We start from the raw sequence: 20,189 nt of genomic DNA on the forward strand, positions 1-20,189 counted from the left end.
AAACTTCCATCAGTGGGGGGATCTTACTGCCCGCGAATAGCGGGATAAAACAACTGTGTGATTAATATTGGCGATAACAGTATCTTTAAAAATAGTTAAAATTCTAGGAGGCAATTATGGCTCAGCTATCATTCAAAAATATTTATAAGAAATATGATCATGATGTGACAATCGTAAAAGATTTTAATCTAGAAGTGAATGATGGGGAATTTATCGTTTTGGTTGGACCTTCAGGATGTGGGAAATCGACGACATTACGTATGATTGCAGGACTTGAGGAGATTTCAGAGGGAGATTTTTATATTGATGGAGAGCGTGTAAATGATGTTACACCGAAAGATCGAGATATCGCAATGGTTTTTCAAAACTACGCTCTTTATCCACATATGACAGTTTATGATAACATGGCGTTCGGCTTAAAGCTGCGAAAATATAGTAAAACGGAAATTGACCAACGTGTAAAACATGCAGCACAAATCCTTGGACTTGAGCAATATTTAGACCGAAAGCCAAAAGCACTTTCAGGTGGACAACGTCAGCGTGTTGCATTAGGTCGAGCGATTGTTCGGAATGCAAAAGTTTTCTTAATGGACGAGCCATTATCAAACTTAGATGCGAAGCTGCGCGTTCAAATGCGTGCCGAGATTACAAAGTTACACCAACAGCTGCAAACAACAACTGTGTACGTTACACATGATCAAATAGAAGCGATGACAATGGCAACACGCTTAGTGGTGCTAAAGGACGGTATCATCCAACAAGTCGGTACTCCTAAAGAAGTTTATGAAAGACCAGAGAATGTATTTGTCGGAGGCTTTATCGGCTCTCCTGGAATGAACTTTTTCAAAGGAACATTAACAGAAAATGCTGTTATGATTGATAAATGGAAAATTGAAGTTCCAGAAGAGAAGATGAAAAGTTTACGAAACAAAGGGTATGTTAATAAAGAAATTATCATAGGTATACGTCCAGAAGATTTTTATTACGGAAAAACACTTGTAGATTTACCTCATAATACAAAGATAACGGTAACTATTGATGTATCAGAATTAATGGGATCAGAAACATATCTTTATTCTAATATCAATGGTCAATCCTTTGTAGCGCGTGTTAACTCCTCAGTTGATGTGCATAGTCAATCTGAGATGGATCTAGCTTTGAATATGGACAAAGTTCATTATTTTGATTCTGAAACTGAAAAACGAATTGTTTTATAGATTATCCAATAAACAAGTCATCAACAATTCGACAGTATCATATTAATAAATTCTATCAGGCTTATCCCAAACAGGGATAGGCCTTTGTTGTTGATTCATTTCTTTAATTTTTAATAAAGTGAAACTTCCATCAGTGGGGGTCTTACTGCCCGCGAATAGCGGGACAAAATAGTATTCTTTGCGAATTTCCTATTTTTCTTTAGGGTAAAAAGAAAGACACTTTGGGGACCGTAAATCTATTGTTTGTTATCTATCCTCAAGTCAGTTACCCGAATTTGGTTGCAGATGACATTATTTCTGAAGGTGCAGATGAATTGGTGTAAGAAAAAATTATTCGAAATCGTATAGAAACTTATGTATGATTTAACTTAGTTATATTTGGTGTTCGTTTAAAAACACGGATTGATGTAAAAAAATACAAGGATAATGCTCTGTCTTATAAGTAGTTTTGTCTAACTAAACTTAATGACTATAGTATTCGATTTAGCTTTAAAAATTATATTGATAAAGAAATATATATAAAATTCTAAAGTTTTGTAAAGATGTTAAACTAAAATTCACAGGAAGCATTGATGAATTTTTACCTATATAATCCAACTTATCCTTTCAATATTTTCACAACATCTATATGCTTCAAAATATTTTCTGGGAATAATAAAAATGGAATTACAGAAAAGAGAGCGAGAGTATACATACCTCTTAAATAAAGTATAATTTCTTATATTTACACTATTCGAAATATAAAAACTTTTATGTTTTGAATATGTTAGCGTTTTCATAAATGAAAAGTTATGCTAGAATAAATTCATAAGTTATTAATTATTATAAAAAGAAAAAAGAATTCCTTTTTTCTGTTAATTATAAGGGGGCATTTTATTATGCGTATTGGGGTACCAACAGAAATTAAAAACAACGAAAACCGTGTAGCTATGACACCAGCTGGTGTTGTACATTTAATCCGTAACAATCACGAAGTATTCATTGAAAAGGGTGCAGGATTAGGATCAGGTTTCACTGATGAGCAATATGTAGAAGCAGGAGCAAAAATCGTAGAAACAGCTGAAGAAGCTTGGTCTATGGAAATGGTAATGAAAGTTAAAGAACCAATTGCAAGTGAATACAAATATTTCCGTGAAGGTTTAGTTTTATTCACTTACTTACACTTAGCTCCAGAACCAGAATTAACAAAAGCATTAATTGAAAATAAAGTAGCAGCAATCGCTTACGAAACAGTTCAATTAGAAAACCGTTCTTTACCATTACTAGCGCCTATGAGTGAAGTTGCAGGTCGTATGGCAGCACAACTTGGTGCACAATTCCTTGAGAAAAACAAAGGCGGAAAAGGTATTTTACTTGCAGGTGTTCCAGGAGTAAAACGCGGTAAAGTAACAATTATCGGTGGTGGACAAGCTGGTACAAATGCAGCTAAAATTGCAGTTGGTCTAGGTGCTGAAGTTACAATTATCGACTTAAGTGCAGAGCGTCTTCGTCAATTAGATGATATTTTCGGCAACCAAGTGGCAACTTTAATGTCTAATCCTTACAATATTGCACAAGCTGTAAAAGAGTCTGATCTTGTAATCGGTGCAGTATTAATTCCAGGAGCAAAAGCACCAAAACTTGTAACAGAAGAAATGATCAAGTCTATGGAGCCAGGTTCTGTTGTTGTTGATATCGCAATCGATCAAGGCGGTATTTTTGAAACAACTGACCGCATTACAACACATGACAACCCAACTTATGAAAAACACGGCGTAGTTCACTATGCAGTTGCAAACATGCCTGGTGCGGTTCCACGTACATCTACACTTGCATTAACAAACGTTACAGTACCATATGCAGTACAAATCGCAAACAAAGGCTACAAAAAAGCTTGTCTAGAAAACACTGCATTATTAAAAGGTATTAACGCATTAGAAGGCTATGTAACATTCGAAGCGGTTGCAGAAGCTCATGGTGTAGAATATAAAGCAGCAAAAGAATTATTAGAAGCAGAAGCAGTATCTTGCTAATTTAAATATCGAACAATATTTTCATACATCAAGATAAGAGCTAAGAGAAGTACCTCTTAGCTCTTCTTACTAGAAGGGGGCAAGAATCGTGGCCAACTTATTCAAAAAGAAATCTGTGGCAAAATTGTTAGATCAAAGTCAAAGTAAGACTTTGACAAAATCATTAGGGGCATTTGATTTAACAATGTTAGGAATTGGAGCGATTATCGGTACAGGCGTTCTTGTATTAACTGGAATAGTAGCAGCAAGAGATGCTGGTCCAGCTGTTATTTTCTCATTTATGATTGCAGCAATTGTTTGCGGCTTTGCAGCATTATGTTATGCAGAGGTTGCTACAGCATTACCTGTATCCGGGAGTGTATATACGTACGCATATGCAACAATTGGGGAATTTGTTGCTCATTTAATGGGATGGACATTATTGTCAGTATATGTTCTAACAACAGCAGCGGTAGCTGGTGGCTGGACTGGTTACTTTAATAATTTAGTGAGTGGAATTGGAATAGAAATTCCGAAACAATTATTAACGATTCCAGCTCAGGGTGGAATTGTGAACCTTCCAGCGGTTGTAATTACGTTAGTATTAACATGGTTACTATCTCGTGGTACGAAAGAAAGTAAACGTGTAAATAATGCAATGGTATTAATTAAAATTAGTATTGTTGTATTGTTTATTGTGGTTGGTGTGTTCTATGTAAAACCAACAAACTGGGTGCCGTTTGCACCGTATGGTATAAGTGGGATTTTTGCTGGGGGAGCCGCAGTATTCTTTGCTTTCTTAGGATTTGATGCGTTAGCAACTTCAGCTGAAGAAGTAAAAAATCCACAGCGTGATTTACCGATTGGTATTATTACATCACTTGCTATTTGTACAGTGATTTATATTGCAGTTTGTCTTGTTATGACAGGAATGGTGTCATACAAAGAATTAAATGTACCAGAAGCGATGTCTTACGTATTAGAAGTTGTTGGACAGGATAAAGTAGCGGGTATTATTTCGATTGGTGCAGTAATTGGTATCATGGCCGTAATTTTTGCTTACATTTATGCAACAACACGTGTATTCTTTGCAATGAGCCGTGACGGTTTACTTCCGAAATCATTTGCAAAAATTAACAAAAAAACAGAAGCGCCGGTATTTTCAACATGGTTAACAGGTATCGGAAGTGCTTTAATTGCCGGATTTGTCGATTTAAAAGAATTGTCAAACTTAGCGAATATTGGAGCATTATTAACATTTGCGATGGTAGGTGTTTCTGTACTGATCCTTCGTAAAACACATCCAAAGTTACAACGTGGCTTTATGGTGCCGCTTGTACCAGCACTACCAATCATTTCGATTGCATGTTGTTTATTCTTAATGGTTAACTTACCGCTGACAACATGGTTATACTTTGGTGCGTGGCTTGCGTTAGGGGTTATTGTATACTTCGTGTATTCTAAGAAACATAGCCATTTAAAAGAAGATGAAAGTTCGCAAGAGCATTTAAAACAAGCAAATTAAAGGGAGAAAGCCTTGTGCGTTGGGGAGCGTGCAAGGCTTTTTTATGTGCAAAAAGGGAATTGGAAAATCTTGTAGAAATTTGTATGTTGAAAGATATAAAAGGGGGAGAAATAATGGCTGTAAAAGAAGAATTAAAAGTTGTAGTTGGAGCAGAAGGATATAACAATAACCCAGGCTGGTTACATACACAAGAAGATGAACTGAATTTATTAAAAAGAGCAGATTGGACGGAAAAATTTGCTCCAAACTCGATAGCGGCAATCTTGGCAGAGCATGTGTGGGAGCATTTAACATATGAAGAAGGAATGAAAGCGGCAAAAATTTGTTATGAATTTTTACAGCCAGGTGGTTATATTCGTTGTGCAGTACCAGATGGGTTTTTTCCAGATGAAGATTATCAAGAAGGAGTACAAGTCGGCGGACCAGGTCCGTTAGATCATCCAGCTGCAAGTCATAAAATTGTTCATAACTATAAAACGATGACTTCGATGTTTGAAGAAGCTGGTTTTGAGGTGAAACTACTAGAGTATTGTGATGAAAATGGAGAGTTTCATTATAGTGACTGGGATGGGAAAGAAGGCTTTATTTACCGATCAAAACGCTTTGATCATCGCAACCAAGATGGGAACCTTGGTTTTGTCTCATTAATTGTAGATGCAGTTAAGTCTGAATAAAAGAAAAAAGAACTGGTGAGCAAAGCTCACTAGTTCTTTTTTTTATATTTTAAAAGCACAATGCGGTAATTACCATGAAAAAAAGATGGTTCTTCATATTGGATGATCAGCGGCAATGTTCCTAGAATATCGCTTAACTTGCGATTAATATTTGTTCCAATTCGTTCAGTCATAAAATTTACTACTTTCCTTGAGATGTGCAGCTGTTTTTCTTCAGGAAGAAATTTATCTAAGATTACAATACTCCCTCCTTCTTTCAGCACGCGCAGCGCCTCTGAAAGTGCAGTATTGGGGTGTTCTACTACGCTTAAAATGAGATTTAAAATAACAATGTCAAATGAATTGTCTGGAAATGTAAGGTGTTCAGCATTCATTTGTGTATATGTAACATGAGGATAAGGATGCTTTCTTTTTGCTTGCGTTAGCATATGTTCCGAGAGGTCGATTCCAGTGATGAGAGTATCTTTTGGAAGAAGAGGAATATCTTGTCCTGTACCAACACCAACTAGTAATATTTGCTGATTTTCTGTAAAAGGTACAAGAGAAAATGCTCGTTTTCTGGCTTTGATAAGGAAACGGTTTTGCATGAACAAATCATAAAATCCAGATAATATTTTGTATATTTTTTGATTCTTCTTATTTTTCATGATGCTCCCTCCAGTTTTTTACTTTTACACACAATGTTCAAAAAATAAAAACGGAAATTATTGACACATATGAACAATCGTTCATATAATAAAAGCATAACATATATGAATGATTGTTCATATGTTCAAATAAAGAGGTGAGCTATTGTGACTGAACAAAAAGTAGAAACAAACGAAGAAACGTGTTTACAAAATGTGATTCATCAAGAAATTGTAGAACAAGTACAACAAACGATTCCAAAAGATGATAGCTTAAGTCAAGTAGCAGAGTTATTTAAAGTATTAGGAGATCGTACACGCACACGTATTTTACATGCTTTATTTGAAGCAGAACTGTGCGTATGTGATTTAGCATATTTACTCGGAATGACGCAATCTTCTATTTCTCATCAATTACGTGTATTAAAGCAAGCAAAGCTTGTGAAAAATCGTAAAGAAGGAAAAGTAGTGTACTATTCACTTGCTGACGATCATGTCATTCGCATTTTCGAACAGGCATTTGAGCATGTAAACGAAGAAGAGCAATAGAGACACAAGGAGGGAGACATATGGGGGAAGCATTGGTAAAACGAAAACTTGTGTTAGAAGGCTTGGATTGTGCGAATTGCGCGATGAAAATTGAAAAAGGTGTTGGAGATTTAGAAGGGGTATCTTCTTGTTCTGTTAACTTTGTAACGAAAACAATGACGGTAGAAACGGCGAAACAAAAAGAAGAACATGTTGTAATGGAAGCAAAGCAACTTGTAAATAAATTAGAACCGCATATTCATGTGAAAGAAGAACAAAAAACGAAAGCAACAAAAGAAACATTTGTGTTAGAAGGCTTGGATTGTGCAAACTGTGCGATGAAAATAGAAACAAAAATAAACGAAATGCCTGCAGTTGCATCTGCATCTGTTGATTTTGTTTCTAAAAAATTAAGAGTAGAAGTAGCAAATAAAAAAGAATTAGAGACTACCATTGAAAACATAAAAGAAATCGTACAGCGACTAGAGCCAGAAGTGAAAGTAGTGCGAGAGAAAGAGCAAACAGAGCATAATCATAGTCATGACCACGGGGAAGCTGGCACGAAAAAAATGATCTGGCGTTTATCGATTGGGGCAATTTTCACTGCTGTTGCTGCACTAGCTTCATTACCTCAAATGGTTACAATCCCACTTTTTGTTATTGCCTACATTATTATAGGCGGAGATATTGTTTTACGTGCGGTAAAGAATATGAAACGCGGGCAAGTGTTTGATGAAAACTTTTTAATGGCAATTGCAACGCTTGGTGCTTTTGGGACTCAAAACTATTCAGAAGCAGTCGCGGTTATGCTTTTTTACCAAGTCGGCGAATTGTTCCAAAGTATTGCGGTGAATCGCTCGCGTAAGTCGATTAGTTCGTTAATGGATATTAGACCTGATTATGCAAATTTAAAGCTAGGAAATGAAACGAAACAAGTATCGCCAGAAGATGTGCAAATTGGTGATTTCATTATCGTCAAACCGGGTGAAAAAGTGCCATTAGACGGTAAAGTAATAGAAGGAACATCGATGGTAGATACATCGGCATTAACAGGAGAATCTGTACCGCGCGAAGTAGAAGTTGGCAGTGACGTATTAAGTGGTTTCGTTAACCAAAATGGTGTATTAACAATTGAAGTGATGAAAGAATACGGTGAATCTACTGTTTCAAAAATTCTTGATTTGGTGCAAAATGCAAGTAGTCGTAAGGCGCCAACAGAAAACTTTATTACGAAGTTTGCTCGTTACTATACACCAGCTGTCGTAATTACAGCTGCAGTACTAGCCTTTGTTCCACCACTTATTATAGAGGGGGCAACATTCTCAGATTGGATTTATAGAGCATTAGTCTTTCTTGTTATTTCTTGTCCTTGTGCATTAGTTGTCTCTATTCCACTTAGTTTCTTCGGTGGTATTGGCGCAGCATCTAAGAACGGAATTTTAATAAAGGGCAGTAACTATTTAGAAGCATTAAATGATGTAAAACATATCGTATTTGATAAAACAGGTACGTTAACAAAAGGTGTATTTAAAGTAACAAATATGCAGCCAAGCGAATTTGTGACGAAAGAAGAATTGTTAGAGTATGCAGCATTTGCAGAAGTATATTCAAATCACCCAATCGCACAGTCAATTCGAGCTGCATATGGAAAAGTAATCAATGAACATATTATTGAAGATTATAATGAAATTTCTGGTCATGGCACAGTTGTGAAAGTTAGCGGAAAAGAAATTTTTGCTGGAAACGCAAAGTTAATGAGCAAAGAAAATATCACATTCCAGCAACCGCAAACAGTTGGAACACTTGTACACGTGGCTGTAGATGGTGTGTATGCTGGATATATTGTCATTTCTGATGAAGTGAAAGAGGATGCTAAGCAAGCAATTCAATTATTAAAACAACTTGGTGTGAAGAGAACAGTAATGTTAACTGGCGATGCGAAATTAGTCGGAGAAGCGGTTGGAAAACAGCTTGGTGTTGACGAAGTACATGCAGAACTGTTACCGCAGCAAAAAGTAGAAGAAATCGAAAAAATTGATGCGACAAAACATCCGAAAGAAAAAATAGCATTCGTTGGGGATGGCATTAACGATACACCAGTATTAGCAAGAGCAGATGTTGGTATTGCAATGGGTGGTTTAGGATCAGATGCAGCAATTGAAGCAGCTGACATTGTAATTATGACAGATGAACCTTCAAAAATTGTAACAGCTATTCAAATTGCAAAGCGTACGCGGAGTATCGTATGGCAAAATATTATTTTTGCTTTAGGGATAAAGGGAGTTGTTCTTTTATTAGGGGCATTTGGCATTGCAACAATGTGGGAAGCAGTCTTCTCAGATGTTGGTGTAACTTTGCTAGCGGTATTAAATGCGATGCGTGTATTACGCGTAAAAGCTTGATTGGTTCAATTAACTATCAATATGGAGGCACTACATATTGATGGAAGTTTCACTTTATACAAGCAAAAGGAGAGAAGCGAGATGCTTCTCTCCTTTATTTTTTGGTAGAATTTGCGATTTGTTCTCGGACTGTTTGGATATAGTTCATTTTATGATCCCAGCAGGTTTGGCTTAAATCGACTGGATATTCTTCTGGATTCAGTGTCCGTTTATATTCTTCCCACAAGGATGCTAAACTGTGTTGTGTGTGGCGTTGAATATCAAGTATGTCTGGTAATTCGTATGTGCGCTGTCCGTTTACGAAAATATCATGATGCAGTTCTTTTGCTTCAAAGTTCGTGACAAACTTACTAATATACGTATGAACAGGGTGGAACATTTTTAAGCGCTCTTCTTGCTGCGGTTCTTCTGCCTCTAATGCAATATAATCACCTTCTGCATGCTGATTGATGCGATTGATAATACGATAGAGACGCTTTAATCCTGGTGTTGTAATTTTTTCGGGATTGGAAGAAATTTTAATCGTGTCGTTCAGTACACCATTTTCATCTTCAATACAAACTAATTTATAAACAGCACCTAATGCTGGTTGTTCAAATGATGTGATCAGTTTTGTTCCAACACCCCATACGTCAATTTTTGCTCCTTGCGATTTTAAATGTAAGATGGTGTATTCATCTAAGTCACTTGAAGCGATAATTTTTGTATTCGTAAAACCGGCATTATCTAGCATTTTACGTGCTTCTTTTGATAAGTATGCCATATCACCGCTATCGAGACGAATGCCATAAAAATCAATGCGGTCTCCGAATTCCTTTGCTACGCGGATGGCATTTGGCACACCGGATTTTAATGTGTCATACGTATCAACGAGAAAAACGCATTTTTTATGTGTTTCTGCATATTTCTTGAATGCTACATATTCATCACGATACGCTTGTACAAAAGAATGAGCATGTGTGCCGGCAACAGGGATGCCAAAACGTTTTCCAGCTCGAACATTACTTGTTGAAGAAAAACCACCGATGAATGCTGCGCGTGTTCCCCAAAGTGCCGCATCAAACTCATGAGCGCGGCGTGTTCCGAATTCAAGGAGCTCATCATCACCAGCTGCATGCTTCATCCGTGCAGCTTTTGTTGCGATTAATGTTTGGTAGTTCACAATATTTAAGAGAGCTGTTTCAATAATTTGTGCTTCTCCAAGTGGTGCTTCTATACGTAAAAGTGGTTCATTATGAAAGACAACTTCGCCTTCCTGCATGCTGCGAATGGATCCGCTAAACTTCATATTTTGTAAGTAGTGTAAAAAATCTTCCTCAAATTGAAGCTCCTTTAGATAGGCAATATCACTATCTGTAAACTCAAAGCTCTCCACATACTCTATAATCTTTTCAAGCCCTGCAAAAATAGCATAACCGTTCTCAAAAGGCAGCTTGCGAAAGTATAAATCAAATACTGCACGGCGGTTATGGATATTATCTTTCCAATATGTATAAGTCATATTAATTTGATATAAGTCTGTGTGTAAGGCGTAGCTATCGTCTTTATAATGAGTCATAACGTAAACACCTCCATATTTTGGTTATAGTATACCTCTTTTTTTATTTTTTTGCTAAAAATGATACATACCATAAGTGTTATAAGGTAAAAATAAATAAAAATCATTCAGAATATTTTTATTTATCAATTTATCTTTCGTTTAATTTTATGTATTATTAATGTAATAGGGTATAAAGTAGAATGGAGGAGGGACGTATGCGGCAAAATTTAGAAAAAATGGGTAAGCAAATTTTTTACAAGCGACTCCAACAAAAAATGACACAAGAAGAGCTTTGTCAAGGCATTTGTTCCGTCTCATATTTAAGTAAAATTGAAAATGGGCGAATTGAAGCTTCTGAGGAAATATTGCAGTTGTTATGCGCAAGATTAGAGATTGCGGTTTCGGATTTAAGAGATATTGAAGCGGAAGTGAAAGAGAAGTTAGAGGAGTGGCTAAGGGCGCTAGTTCACTTAGATAAGCATAGAGTTGAAAATTTATATAGAGAACTAGAAAGTGAAATAAAGCAAATTGTAGATTTTGAAATTGTGAATTACTATAAATTGTTATATACACGGTATTTAATTATGAAGAGAAATATACCAGCCCTTAAAGAAGAATTGGAGAGACTTAAGAAAGTTTATAAAAAATACTCCCCATTTCAGCAACTGTTATATAAGTATAGTCAAGCTTTATGCTATTGCCTACAACATAAGTGGCAAGAGGGATTACAGTTTTTAGTTCAGACAGAACTAATGGCAAAAGAGCAAAATTATTATGAAACCGGAATTTATTATAATTTAGCACTTGCATATAGTCATTTAGAAATTCCGCATATGGCACTTCATTTTGCTAATATTGCTATGGAAGGATTTCGAAATGAATATAAGTTCCGAAATGTGATTAATTGTCAAATCATCGTTGCGATAAGCTATGTTGAAAAAGGACAGTATGATGAAGCATTAAAAATTTTTAAAAGTATACTGCGTGAAGCGGATTCTTTTTCAGAAAAAGATGTATTGATGTCAATCGTATTAGGTAATATTGGCAATATATATTATAGAAGAAAAAAGTATGAAGAAGCCAAAAAATATTATGTAGAAAGTTTACAATATCAAAAAGAAGAAGATGCGAACTACGTCGATACGTTATATGAAATGGCTCTTCAATGTATTTACCTTGAACAACTAGAAGAAGCAAAAGAGTGGATTGATAAGGGGATCATTTTTGCTAAGAAAGATGAAAGGTACAATACGAAATTGTACTTACTCCTTATGCTTCGTTATAAATATTTTGCAGAACCAAGTGCGTATAAACTATTTTTAGAAACAGAGGCAATTCCTTTTTTTAAAAGTGCAGGAAATATAAAAGAATTGAAGAAAGTATATGTAGAGATTGCGGAATATTTCGCTAATTGTTTGGGATTTAAAGAAAGTAATAAGTATTATAAACTAGCCATTGAGGCTCTAGAAACAATCCGGGAGGGATAAGGATGAAAAAAGTAGTAATCGGTATCATTGTAACAGTAGTTTCAATAGTTGTATTAGCTGATACACAATATATTAAACAACCAGATATTTTTGGACAAGAAGCAAATGAAATTGAAGTTGTAAATATATAATTCAATAGAAAAAGTTCCTATCTGTTTGAACTGCCCCCTATATAATGGTAATCGGGCTCTTACTGTCCAAAAATAGCGGGGGATCTTTAGAAACGCAAGAACTTAAAAGATGGTTTCGGTATTGTACCGAGGCCATCTTTTTTAGTGTTCACTAGTAGCGAGGATGATTGTAACTTACATATAATTATCTATCTGTTCAGGAGACGCTTTCTCCAAAACTTGAGAAATAAAATATAAAAATATTTTAATTTTAATATATTTATAATTAGAAGCAACCCTACATGAGTATTTAAATAGCATAGCGTAGAAGAAAAAACCTCTTTCCTGATGAAAAGGGGTTTTTCAAGAAATGTTCGGCAAAATTCTACAAAACTTGAGAAAGAAATTATTTTAATTTTCAGTATTTTAATAGTGAAAACTTAATGCTACTATAAAGCTACTCTTTTAAAAAAACTTTTGCTAGGGGGAAGAGAATATGAAGAAAAAGAGTTTAGCGTTTGTGTTAGCAGCTGGAATGGCAGTAACAACATTTGGGGGGACAAGCTCTGCCTTTGCAGAATCAAAGAATGTACTTTCCACAAAGAAATACAATGAGACAGTACAGTCTCCTGAGTTTGTATCGGGCAATCTAACTGGTGCATCAGGAAAGAAGGCAGAAAGTGTTGTATTTGATTATTTAAATGCTTCTAAAAAGGATTATAAACTAGGCGCAAAAAGTGCAGAAGAATCTTTTAAAGTACAACAAGTTACAAAAGACTCTGTTGGCGATGCAACAGTTGTCCGTTTACAACAAGTATATGAAGGTGTACCAGTATGGGGATCTACCCAAGTGGCTCATGTTGGAAAAGATGGTGCATTAAAAGTTGTATCAGGAACAGTTGCGCCTGAGTTAGACAAGAAAGAGAAATTGAAAAACAAAAATAAAATTGAAGGAAAAAAAGCAATTGCAATTGCACAACAAGACTTAGGATTCACTCCAAAGTATGAAGTAGAGCCATCTGCGGATTTATATGTATATCAAAATGGTCAAGAAACAACATATGCATATGTTGTGAAATTAAACTTCTTAGATCCAGAACCAGGAAACTATTATTATTTCATTGAAGCTGATAGCGGTAAAGTTTTAAACAAATATAATACAATTGATAATGTAACAAATGAAAATAAGTCACCAATTAAACCTGCAGTTGGATCTACTACTAAGCCTGTAACAGGAACAAATAAAATAGGGACAGGTAAAGGTGTACTAGGTGACACAAAGTCTATTAATACAACATTATCTGGATCTAGCTATTATTTACAGGATAATACACGCGGTGCAACAATTTACACATACAATGGGAATAATCGTACTACTCTTCCAGGAACGTTATGGGCGGATGCAGATAATATCTTTAATGCTAGTAATGATGCAGCAGCAGTGGATGCTCATTATTATGCAGGTGTAACGTATGATTACTATAAAAATACGTTTAACCGCAATTCTTATGACAATGCTGGTGCAGCGTTAAAATCTACGGTTCACTATAGCAGAAGCTATAACAATGCCTTCTGGAATGGATCACAAATGGTATATGGGGATGGAGATGGATACACATTCGCTCCATTATCTGGTGGTTTAGATGTAATTGGACATGAATTAACACATGCTGTGACAGAAAGAAGTTCTAATCTTATTTATCAAAATGAATCTGGTGCATTAAATGAGGCAATTTCTGATATTTTTGGAACGTTAGTAGAATACTATGATAATCGTAATCCAGATTGGGAAATTGGAGAAGATATTTATACACCTGGTACGGCTGGGGATGCTCTTCGTTCTATGAGTGATCCAACGAAGTATGGTGACCCAGATCATTATTCTAAACGTTATACAGGAACGAGTGATAATGGCGGCGTTCATACGAATAGCAGTATTATCAATAAAGCTGCTTACTTATTAGCAAATGGCGGTACACATTATGGTGTAACGGTAAATGGTATTGGTAAAGATAAAGTAGGTGCAATCTACTATCGTGCAAATACACTATATTTAACTCAATCTACAACATTTAGCCAAGCTCGTGCTGCCTTAGTACAAGCAGCTGCTGATTTATATGGTGCAAGCTCTGCAGAAGTGACAGCTGTGAAGCAGTCTTATGATGCAGTTGGTGTGAACTAGGTTTCACTCCCCTTTATATAATGAAAAAGGAGCATATGCTCCTTTTTTCATTTTTTCTTCCATGTTTTCCATACATAAAATAAGCCGATACAACCAGCAATGGCAATAATCCACTTTGCTTCATTTGTTCCGTTCATAACGTGATAGGTGGAATACACTTCAATAAGTAATGCTGGTATTTTACCAAGTGTACTAGCGACGCTAAAAGTTAAAATGGACATCGTTCCAAAAGACGCAAATAAAGTAACGATGCCAGAAGGGATAAAGGGGAAGAGGCGAAATGATAAAACGAGAAAGAAAGCTTCCTTTCCTTGTACATAAAGAAGTCTTTGTACTTTTGGATATTTATCTATATTTTTTTGAGCAGTTTTTTGAAAACCAAGACGATATAAATAAAAAGAGATGATAGCTCCTAATGCTTCCCCGGTAATTGATATGAGTGTTCCTTCTGTTACTCCAAATAGTGTGATATTAATAGCGGTTAAAAAAATACTAGGAATAAAGGCTGCTAAGCTAATAAGAATATTGAGTAAGATGCTAAGTGGGATTGCAACTGTTTGATGCGCTGTGAGAAAAGAATGAATCGTTTCTTCCATATGAATTAAATTTCCTTTGCCTTTTTATGCATTACATCACATTTTTCATATGGAGACAATAGAATTGTTTAACAAAATCATACATTTCTTTAAATGAAAAATCTTATTTATATACTCTATATTGGTATTGTTAGGGTGAAAGGTGGATCTGTTGTATGTGATAGCTCCTCTTAGAGATAAAATTGACTTTTTCTAAAGATAATACAATAATCATGGAAGAGGTGATACGATGAAACGATTATGGAATGTTGTTATAAGTGTAATGCTTATGATGATACTTGTATTAAGTGGATGTTCAGGACAGCAACAAAAACAAACCACATCGAAAGAAAATAGTGCAGCAGTTGAAAAAGTTAGTGACAACATTTTAGATGAAATGGAAGGACCACCGAAAAATGGTCATACGTTAGAGCGTCACGTTGGCAAAACAGAAGAGCAATTAAAAGAACGATTGCGTACAGATAAAGTATCCGCTGCAAGTACATATTACGATAAAGAAACGGCAACAAAGGCGGTAAAAGATAGTTTAAAGCAGCATGAAAAAGAAATTAATACATGGCTGAAAGAATCGAAGGAAAACCGCCTTGTATTGAATACAAAGCATGCATTTCCAGTTGGAAAAACAGTATTAAAAAAAGATATGCGTGTAAAAGATGGACTTCGTAATACAGTGACTGTGTTGCAGAAAGATAAGGGGAGTGAGCTCGGCTTTAAAATTATTACTTCTTATCCTTCTGATAAATAAGAAAGGAGAGAGATTTATGTATTCGACATTTCAATATTTCCTTAAGGCATATTGTACACTAAGTATATATGAAGAAGAAATGATTGATCTTATGCAGCAATTTAAAGAACAGGAAGAACAAGAAACGAAGAAGAAATTATTACATGAATTTGTTCAAATGCAAAAAATAGAAGATTGGAAGAAAGCGTGTCAAGAAGCTGAGCGGTATGGGAATCGTACATGGACAATAGAAGAAACAAAAGCACATATTAGTAATTTTGTTTCTATATTACAAAATAAAAAGGCGTGAATCATCACGCCTTTTTGTATGTGCTTTTTGAAATTTGCCCGTTGGAGAGCACTTGCCCGTTTTGTGTTACCTTTTTATATGTTACAGCCACAATGTTTTTATCGGTTTCACTTATAACTTTCGAAGAAACTTCTACATTTTTTCCTGTATCTGTACCGAAAATACGAGCAGTTACACTACTGCCATCCGTGAATGATTGAATGTAAATATACTTACCAGTATTATTTGTAAATTTCAAATCAGGACCATAGTCAGCAACAGCTGCATCTTGACCAAGTGGTAAGTAATGGACTGGTAAAGAATGATTACTCCGGGCTACAACTCCTAAATCAGCACGCAATACAGCACCATATAATGTGCTGCTTACTTGGCAAACACCACCGCCGGCACTTTGTTCTACTTTTCCATTTACATATACAGCCGCTGATTTATAGCCATGTGCTGCATCTGTAATACCAACGCGGTTGTTAAAGCTAAATGTTTCACCTGGTGCAATAAGTACTCCTGTTAATGTGTTAGTAGCACGTTGTACGTTAAATGTTTGATTTGCATTTCGGCCAGCCAACGGAGTAGAATATTCAGCGATTACTTCTTGAATCCCCATGTTTTTCACATCTTCTGTTGAGCGTTCCGGTTTCACTGCTGTAATTGGAACTTGGATATCCTGTTTATTTGTAGCAATTGCTTCTGTTGTTAAGGATTTTAGTTTTTCTTTATCAACTTTTTCGCCATCTTTACTTTCGCTAATATTAACCGTTGTTCCAGAAACAGATAACTCTGCATTGACAGGCTCTACTAAGAGGTCATTGTATTTCTCTTTTATAAATGCATCGTATTTTGCTGTGTTTATAGAAGGATCTAGCTTATAGTCACGCTTTAGTTCACCTTTTTCAGCTTGTTTACGCATTTTATAACGATTAGAAATATTGCCCTGTTGTTCTTTGAAAATTTCATCCGCAACATTTGTACCCTTATATTCAACGCCTAGTTCTTGCCAAGTATATGTCTGTGTGTTGTCTTGGAAGGTGTAGTTCACGGATTTTTTATTTAATTCATCAACTTTTTGTTGAATAATTTGTTGAACGTCTGCTTTCGTTTTGCCATCTAAGGAAATACCTTCAAATGTTGTGTGGGGTAAAACGTATGTATCTAACTGATTATTCAATTTGGATACATATTGATAAGCGCTAACACCGCCAGCACAAAGAACGATTCCACCGGCAATCACAGAACCAATAATCCAATTACGTAATTTCATTTATTTCCCCCCCAGAAATAAAATTTTTAGTTTATGTATGATATGTATTATTTCTAACGTAAAAAATGATAAAAAGAGTATTAATTACACACTAGTATACTATTAATTTTATTGTCTGTGTAATGTTTTTGTAAAAAAACGTTACATTTTTGTAATATAATTACCTTTAATTAGAATTTTCATGTGGGGAATCAAAGAAATTCTTTCTTGTATTGCAGTATGAAATGTACGTTTCTATGTGTAATGGAAAGATAAGCGGATATAAGAAAAAAACCAGCCGTTGTATACAACAGCTGGTTTTTCTTATAGTTTCTTATGATCTGACTTACCAGTAACACCAAGGTGGTTTTGCAGCTCTTCAGAAATAGATTGAACACTTTCTTCTTCAGGGACGTAATAATATACACCATCGATATATTCGTCTTTTCCTTTTATTTGCAATTTATCCATTTTTAGGTCGGAACTCATCATATTTTTGGTAATTGCCATCATATCATCGAAAGTTAAGTTTGTTTTGATATCGTTGTCTACCGCATCCAGTAAATCACCAAGTTTGTCAATTGAATTTATAGATAATGCTTTTTCAGCGATTGCTTCTAAAACAAGTTGTTGACGTTGACCGCGCATATAGTCAGTATCAATATGACGTGTTCTTGCTAGCGCAAGTGCTTCTTCGCCATTTAAGTGCTGATGACCTTTTTCAAGGTGAATAGCATCAGCATTGTCTTTACTATCTTGTTCAGTAAATGTAACTGGTACATCTACATCAATGCCGCCAAGAGAATCAACAATTTTTATAAATGATTTAAAGTTAAATTTTACGTAATAATCAACAGGAACATCTAAAAAACGTTCTACTGTATCAATTGTACTATCAACACCACCGAATACATGGGCATGTGTGATTTTATCTTCTTTTTTTCGTGATGGAATATATACTCGAGAATCACGAGGTATGCTTAATAGTTTTACAGATTTATCGTTTTTATTAATAGTTGCAAGCATCAATGCATCTGTACGGGTTGCGGATCCGTATTCTTTTGTTCGTGTATCACTTTCATCTACACCCATGATTAAGATGGAAACATTATCTGTCATCGGTTTCACTGCTTTTTCGCGTTTTGCCGATTTATCTCCTCGTCCTAATTCTGAGTATGCACCATTTGCAACAGCTTGTGCTTTGTTATATATGTGGAAGAAATAGCTGCCTCCTCCAATAATCACAAGGAATAAGGGAATGAGAACAAACCATAGTATACGCTTTTTCTTAGAACGTTTTTTTAACGCTCTATTTGTCGTTTCTAAATCAGGCTTCATTAATCTTTCTCCTTTTAAACAATCAATTAAGATATTTTCTTATAATTTTTAAAAAAGGCACACTTTCTATTGTACATAAATATAAGGAGTTTTCATTATTAATTTTTAATTGACATGAAAATGAAATATATGAAATATATAATTTTATATAAAGTGAAACTTCCATCAGTGGGGGCTTCATCCCCCACTGATGGTTAGTTGAACCAATCGGGCTTTTAGGGGCAGTTATCCCCACCTATCTTCTTCGCTTTTATCTGAATTTTGAGGTGGGGATTTTACTGCCCGCGAATAGCGGGATAAATGTTTCATAAGTCACGCTGTATGAAAAGTTTCCATACAAAAAACAGATGCCTTACACATAATTAAGGCATCTGTTTAAGAATTATTGTATACAAAAAATAAAGGAAAAAAAGATTAAAATTTTATCTATTTTAAATCATAATACTGACAATAATTGCAGATAGAATACTTACTAAGGTTGCTCCGTATAGGAGCTTTAAGCCAAATCTGGCAACGACATTTCCTTGTTCTTCATGTAAGCTTTTTACTGCTCCTGAAATAATTCCAATAGAAGAGAAATTTGCAAAAGACACTAGAAAAACGGAAATAATACCTACAGTACGAGGAGAGAGTGTATTTGCAAGTTTATTTAAATCCATCATGGCTACAAATTCATTTGTAATAAGCTTTGTTGCCATAATACTACCTGCTTGTATAATTTCTGCAGCAGGTACGCCAATAATGAAAGCAATTGGAGAAAATGCATACCCAAGTAATTGTTGAAATGTAATACCAAAAATGATTGCAAATAAACCGTTTATAGCGCTTATAAGAGCAACGAAACCAATCAACATTGCTCCAACAACAACTGCGACACGAAATCCATCTAAAATGTACTCTCCTAGCATTTCAAAGAAAGTTTGTTTTTCTTCCTTGATTTCTAAAATATCTTCTTCGTCTTTCACATCGTATGGATTAATAATTAAGACGATAATAAATCCACTAAATAAGTTTAAGACGAGAGCAGTTACAACATACTTTGGTTCAATCATCGTCATATAGGCACCAACGATGGACATGGATACTGTGGACATTGCCGAAGCACATAGTGTATATAGACGATGTTTTGGAATTTGTCCGAGTTGTTTTTTTACAGTAATAAATACTTCTGATTGTCCGACAATAGCAGACGCAACTGCGTTGTAGGACTCTAGTTTACCGAGTCCATTTATTTTACTAAGTAAAAAGCCGACCCAACGAATAATAAATGGTAAAATTTTAAAGTGTTGTAAGATTCCAATTAACACAGAGATAAATACAATTGGAAGCAGAACATTTAAAAAGAAGGACATTTCTCCTTTGTTTAAAAGACCGCCAAATACAAAATTTATACCTGCAGCAGCGTATTCTAATAATTTACTGAATAAGTTGGAAACTGCCGTTACAAGGATAAGTCCCATTTGTGTATTTAATAATAGGAACGTTAAGATTAATTGTATAATAAGCATAATAAGAATCGGCTTGAACTTAATATGTTTTCTATTGTTACTTGCAATAAAGGCAAGAAAAAAAACAACAATGAGTCCGAGAACAAATGTGAAAAATTTCATAATACCTCTCCTTATGAACAGTTTTATCCCACTATTCGCGGGCAGTAAGACCCCCACCTCAAGATTGAGAGAAGTGAAGAAGATAGGTGGGG

At 35.2% G+C, this 20,189-nt stretch carries 17 protein-coding genes; 11 read left to right on the plus strand and 6 right to left on the minus strand.

The window, feature by feature from the left end:
• Positions 1 to 116: 116 nt before the first annotated feature.
• The 4 genes from LRP84_RS11100 to LRP84_RS11115 all read left to right on the plus strand — a co-directional run bounded on the left by LRP84_RS11100 (position 117) and on the right by LRP84_RS11115 (position 5,407).
• Positions 117 to 1,217, plus strand: a complete 1,101-nt coding sequence (locus tag LRP84_RS11100) for an ABC transporter ATP-binding protein (protein ID WP_230575128.1) — start codon at positions 117 to 119, stop codon at positions 1,215 to 1,217.
• Between the two features lie 878 nt (positions 1,218 to 2,095).
• Positions 2,096 to 3,229, plus strand: coding sequence for an alanine dehydrogenase (ald, locus tag LRP84_RS11105; protein WP_230575129.1), 1,134 nt, complete (start codon positions 2,096 to 2,098; stop codon positions 3,227 to 3,229).
• 88 nt (positions 3,230 to 3,317) lie between these two features.
• Entirely contained in the window at positions 3,318 to 4,733 is a 1,416-nt protein-coding gene (locus LRP84_RS11110) for an amino acid permease (protein ID WP_230575130.1), read from the plus strand.
• Positions 4,734 to 4,846: 113 nt separating this feature from the next.
• On the plus strand, positions 4,847 to 5,407 hold the full coding sequence (locus LRP84_RS11115; protein ID WP_230575131.1) for a class I SAM-dependent methyltransferase: 561 nt from the start codon (positions 4,847 to 4,849) through the stop codon (positions 5,405 to 5,407).
• A gap of 29 nt (positions 5,408 to 5,436) precedes the next feature.
• Here LRP84_RS11115 and LRP84_RS11120 read toward each other — a convergent pair whose 3' ends face one another.
• Positions 5,437 to 6,054, minus strand: a complete 618-nt coding sequence (locus LRP84_RS11120; protein WP_230575132.1) for a class I SAM-dependent methyltransferase — start codon at positions 6,052 to 6,054, stop codon at positions 5,437 to 5,439.
• A 147-nt stretch (positions 6,055 to 6,201) separates the two neighbouring features.
• Between LRP84_RS11120 and LRP84_RS11125 the strand changes: the two genes are divergently transcribed.
• The gene (locus LRP84_RS11125) at positions 6,202 to 6,582 is read left to right on the plus strand and encodes an ArsR/SmtB family transcription factor (protein WP_230575133.1); all 381 of its coding nucleotides are present in this window, start codon (positions 6,202 to 6,204) and stop codon (positions 6,580 to 6,582) included.
• 20 nt (positions 6,583 to 6,602) lie between these two features.
• Positions 6,603 to 8,963, plus strand: a complete 2,361-nt coding sequence (locus tag LRP84_RS11130) for a heavy metal translocating P-type ATPase (protein ID WP_230575134.1) — start codon at positions 6,603 to 6,605, stop codon at positions 8,961 to 8,963.
• Between the two features lie 94 nt (positions 8,964 to 9,057).
• Here the strand turns inward: LRP84_RS11130 and LRP84_RS11135 are convergent, their stop codons facing one another.
• On the minus strand, positions 9,058 to 10,521 hold the full coding sequence (locus tag LRP84_RS11135; protein WP_230575135.1) for a nicotinate phosphoribosyltransferase: 1,464 nt from the start codon (positions 10,519 to 10,521) through the stop codon (positions 9,058 to 9,060).
• Between the two features lie 197 nt (positions 10,522 to 10,718).
• On the opposite strand from LRP84_RS11135, the gene LRP84_RS11140 reads away from it, so the two are divergent.
• From LRP84_RS11140 to LRP84_RS11150, 3 genes are all read left to right on the plus strand, one after another.
• Positions 10,719 to 11,990, plus strand: a complete 1,272-nt coding sequence (locus LRP84_RS11140) for a helix-turn-helix transcriptional regulator (protein WP_230575136.1) — start codon at positions 10,719 to 10,721, stop codon at positions 11,988 to 11,990.
• A gap of 2 nt (positions 11,991 to 11,992) precedes the next feature.
• Complete coding sequence (locus LRP84_RS11145; protein WP_230575137.1) at positions 11,993 to 12,121, plus strand: NprX family peptide pheromone; 129 nt, start codon at positions 11,993 to 11,995, stop codon at positions 12,119 to 12,121.
• A 475-nt stretch (positions 12,122 to 12,596) separates the two neighbouring features.
• Positions 12,597 to 14,282 (plus strand): M4 family metallopeptidase, encoded by a 1,686-nt coding sequence (locus LRP84_RS11150; protein WP_230575138.1) that lies wholly within the window; start codon positions 12,597 to 12,599, stop codon positions 14,280 to 14,282.
• A 47-nt stretch (positions 14,283 to 14,329) separates the two neighbouring features.
• On the opposite strand, the gene LRP84_RS11155 is transcribed toward LRP84_RS11150, so the two are convergent.
• Complete coding sequence (locus LRP84_RS11155) at positions 14,330 to 14,878, minus strand: TVP38/TMEM64 family protein (protein ID WP_230575139.1); 549 nt, start codon at positions 14,876 to 14,878, stop codon at positions 14,330 to 14,332.
• A 229-nt stretch (positions 14,879 to 15,107) separates the two neighbouring features.
• Here LRP84_RS11155 and LRP84_RS11160 point away from each other — a divergent pair, with 229 nt between their 5' ends.
• Entirely contained in the window at positions 15,108 to 15,623 is a 516-nt protein-coding gene (locus LRP84_RS11160; RefSeq protein ID WP_230575140.1) for an RNase A-like domain-containing lipoprotein, read from the plus strand.
• Positions 15,624 to 15,639: 16 nt separating this feature from the next.
• The gene (locus tag LRP84_RS11165) at positions 15,640 to 15,912 is read left to right on the plus strand and encodes a hypothetical protein (RefSeq protein WP_230575141.1); all 273 of its coding nucleotides are present in this window, start codon (positions 15,640 to 15,642) and stop codon (positions 15,910 to 15,912) included.
• 4 nt (positions 15,913 to 15,916) lie between these two features.
• On the opposite strand, the gene LRP84_RS11170 is transcribed toward LRP84_RS11165, so the two are convergent.
• From LRP84_RS11170 to LRP84_RS11180, 3 genes are all read right to left on the minus strand, one after another.
• A complete protein-coding gene (locus tag LRP84_RS11170) occupies positions 15,917 to 17,170 on the minus strand; it encodes a VanW family protein (RefSeq protein ID WP_230575142.1) in 1,254 nt (417 codons plus the stop codon).
• A 303-nt stretch (positions 17,171 to 17,473) separates the two neighbouring features.
• The gene (locus tag LRP84_RS11175; RefSeq protein WP_230575143.1) at positions 17,474 to 18,487 is read right to left on the minus strand and encodes an LCP family protein; all 1,014 of its coding nucleotides are present in this window, start codon (positions 18,485 to 18,487) and stop codon (positions 17,474 to 17,476) included.
• 431 nt (positions 18,488 to 18,918) lie between these two features.
• Positions 18,919 to 20,097 carry a NupC/NupG family nucleoside CNT transporter gene (locus LRP84_RS11180; RefSeq protein ID WP_230575144.1) on the minus strand — a complete coding sequence of 393 codons (1,179 nt, stop codon included), beginning with the start codon at positions 20,095 to 20,097 and terminating at the stop codon, positions 18,919 to 18,921.
• Between the last annotated feature and the right edge of the window lie 92 nt (positions 20,098 to 20,189).

The sequence above is a fragment of the Bacillus rhizoplanae genome (assembly GCF_917563915.1).
Classification (GTDB): Bacteria; Bacillota; Bacilli; order Bacillales; family Bacillaceae_G; genus Bacillus_A; species Bacillus_A rhizoplanae.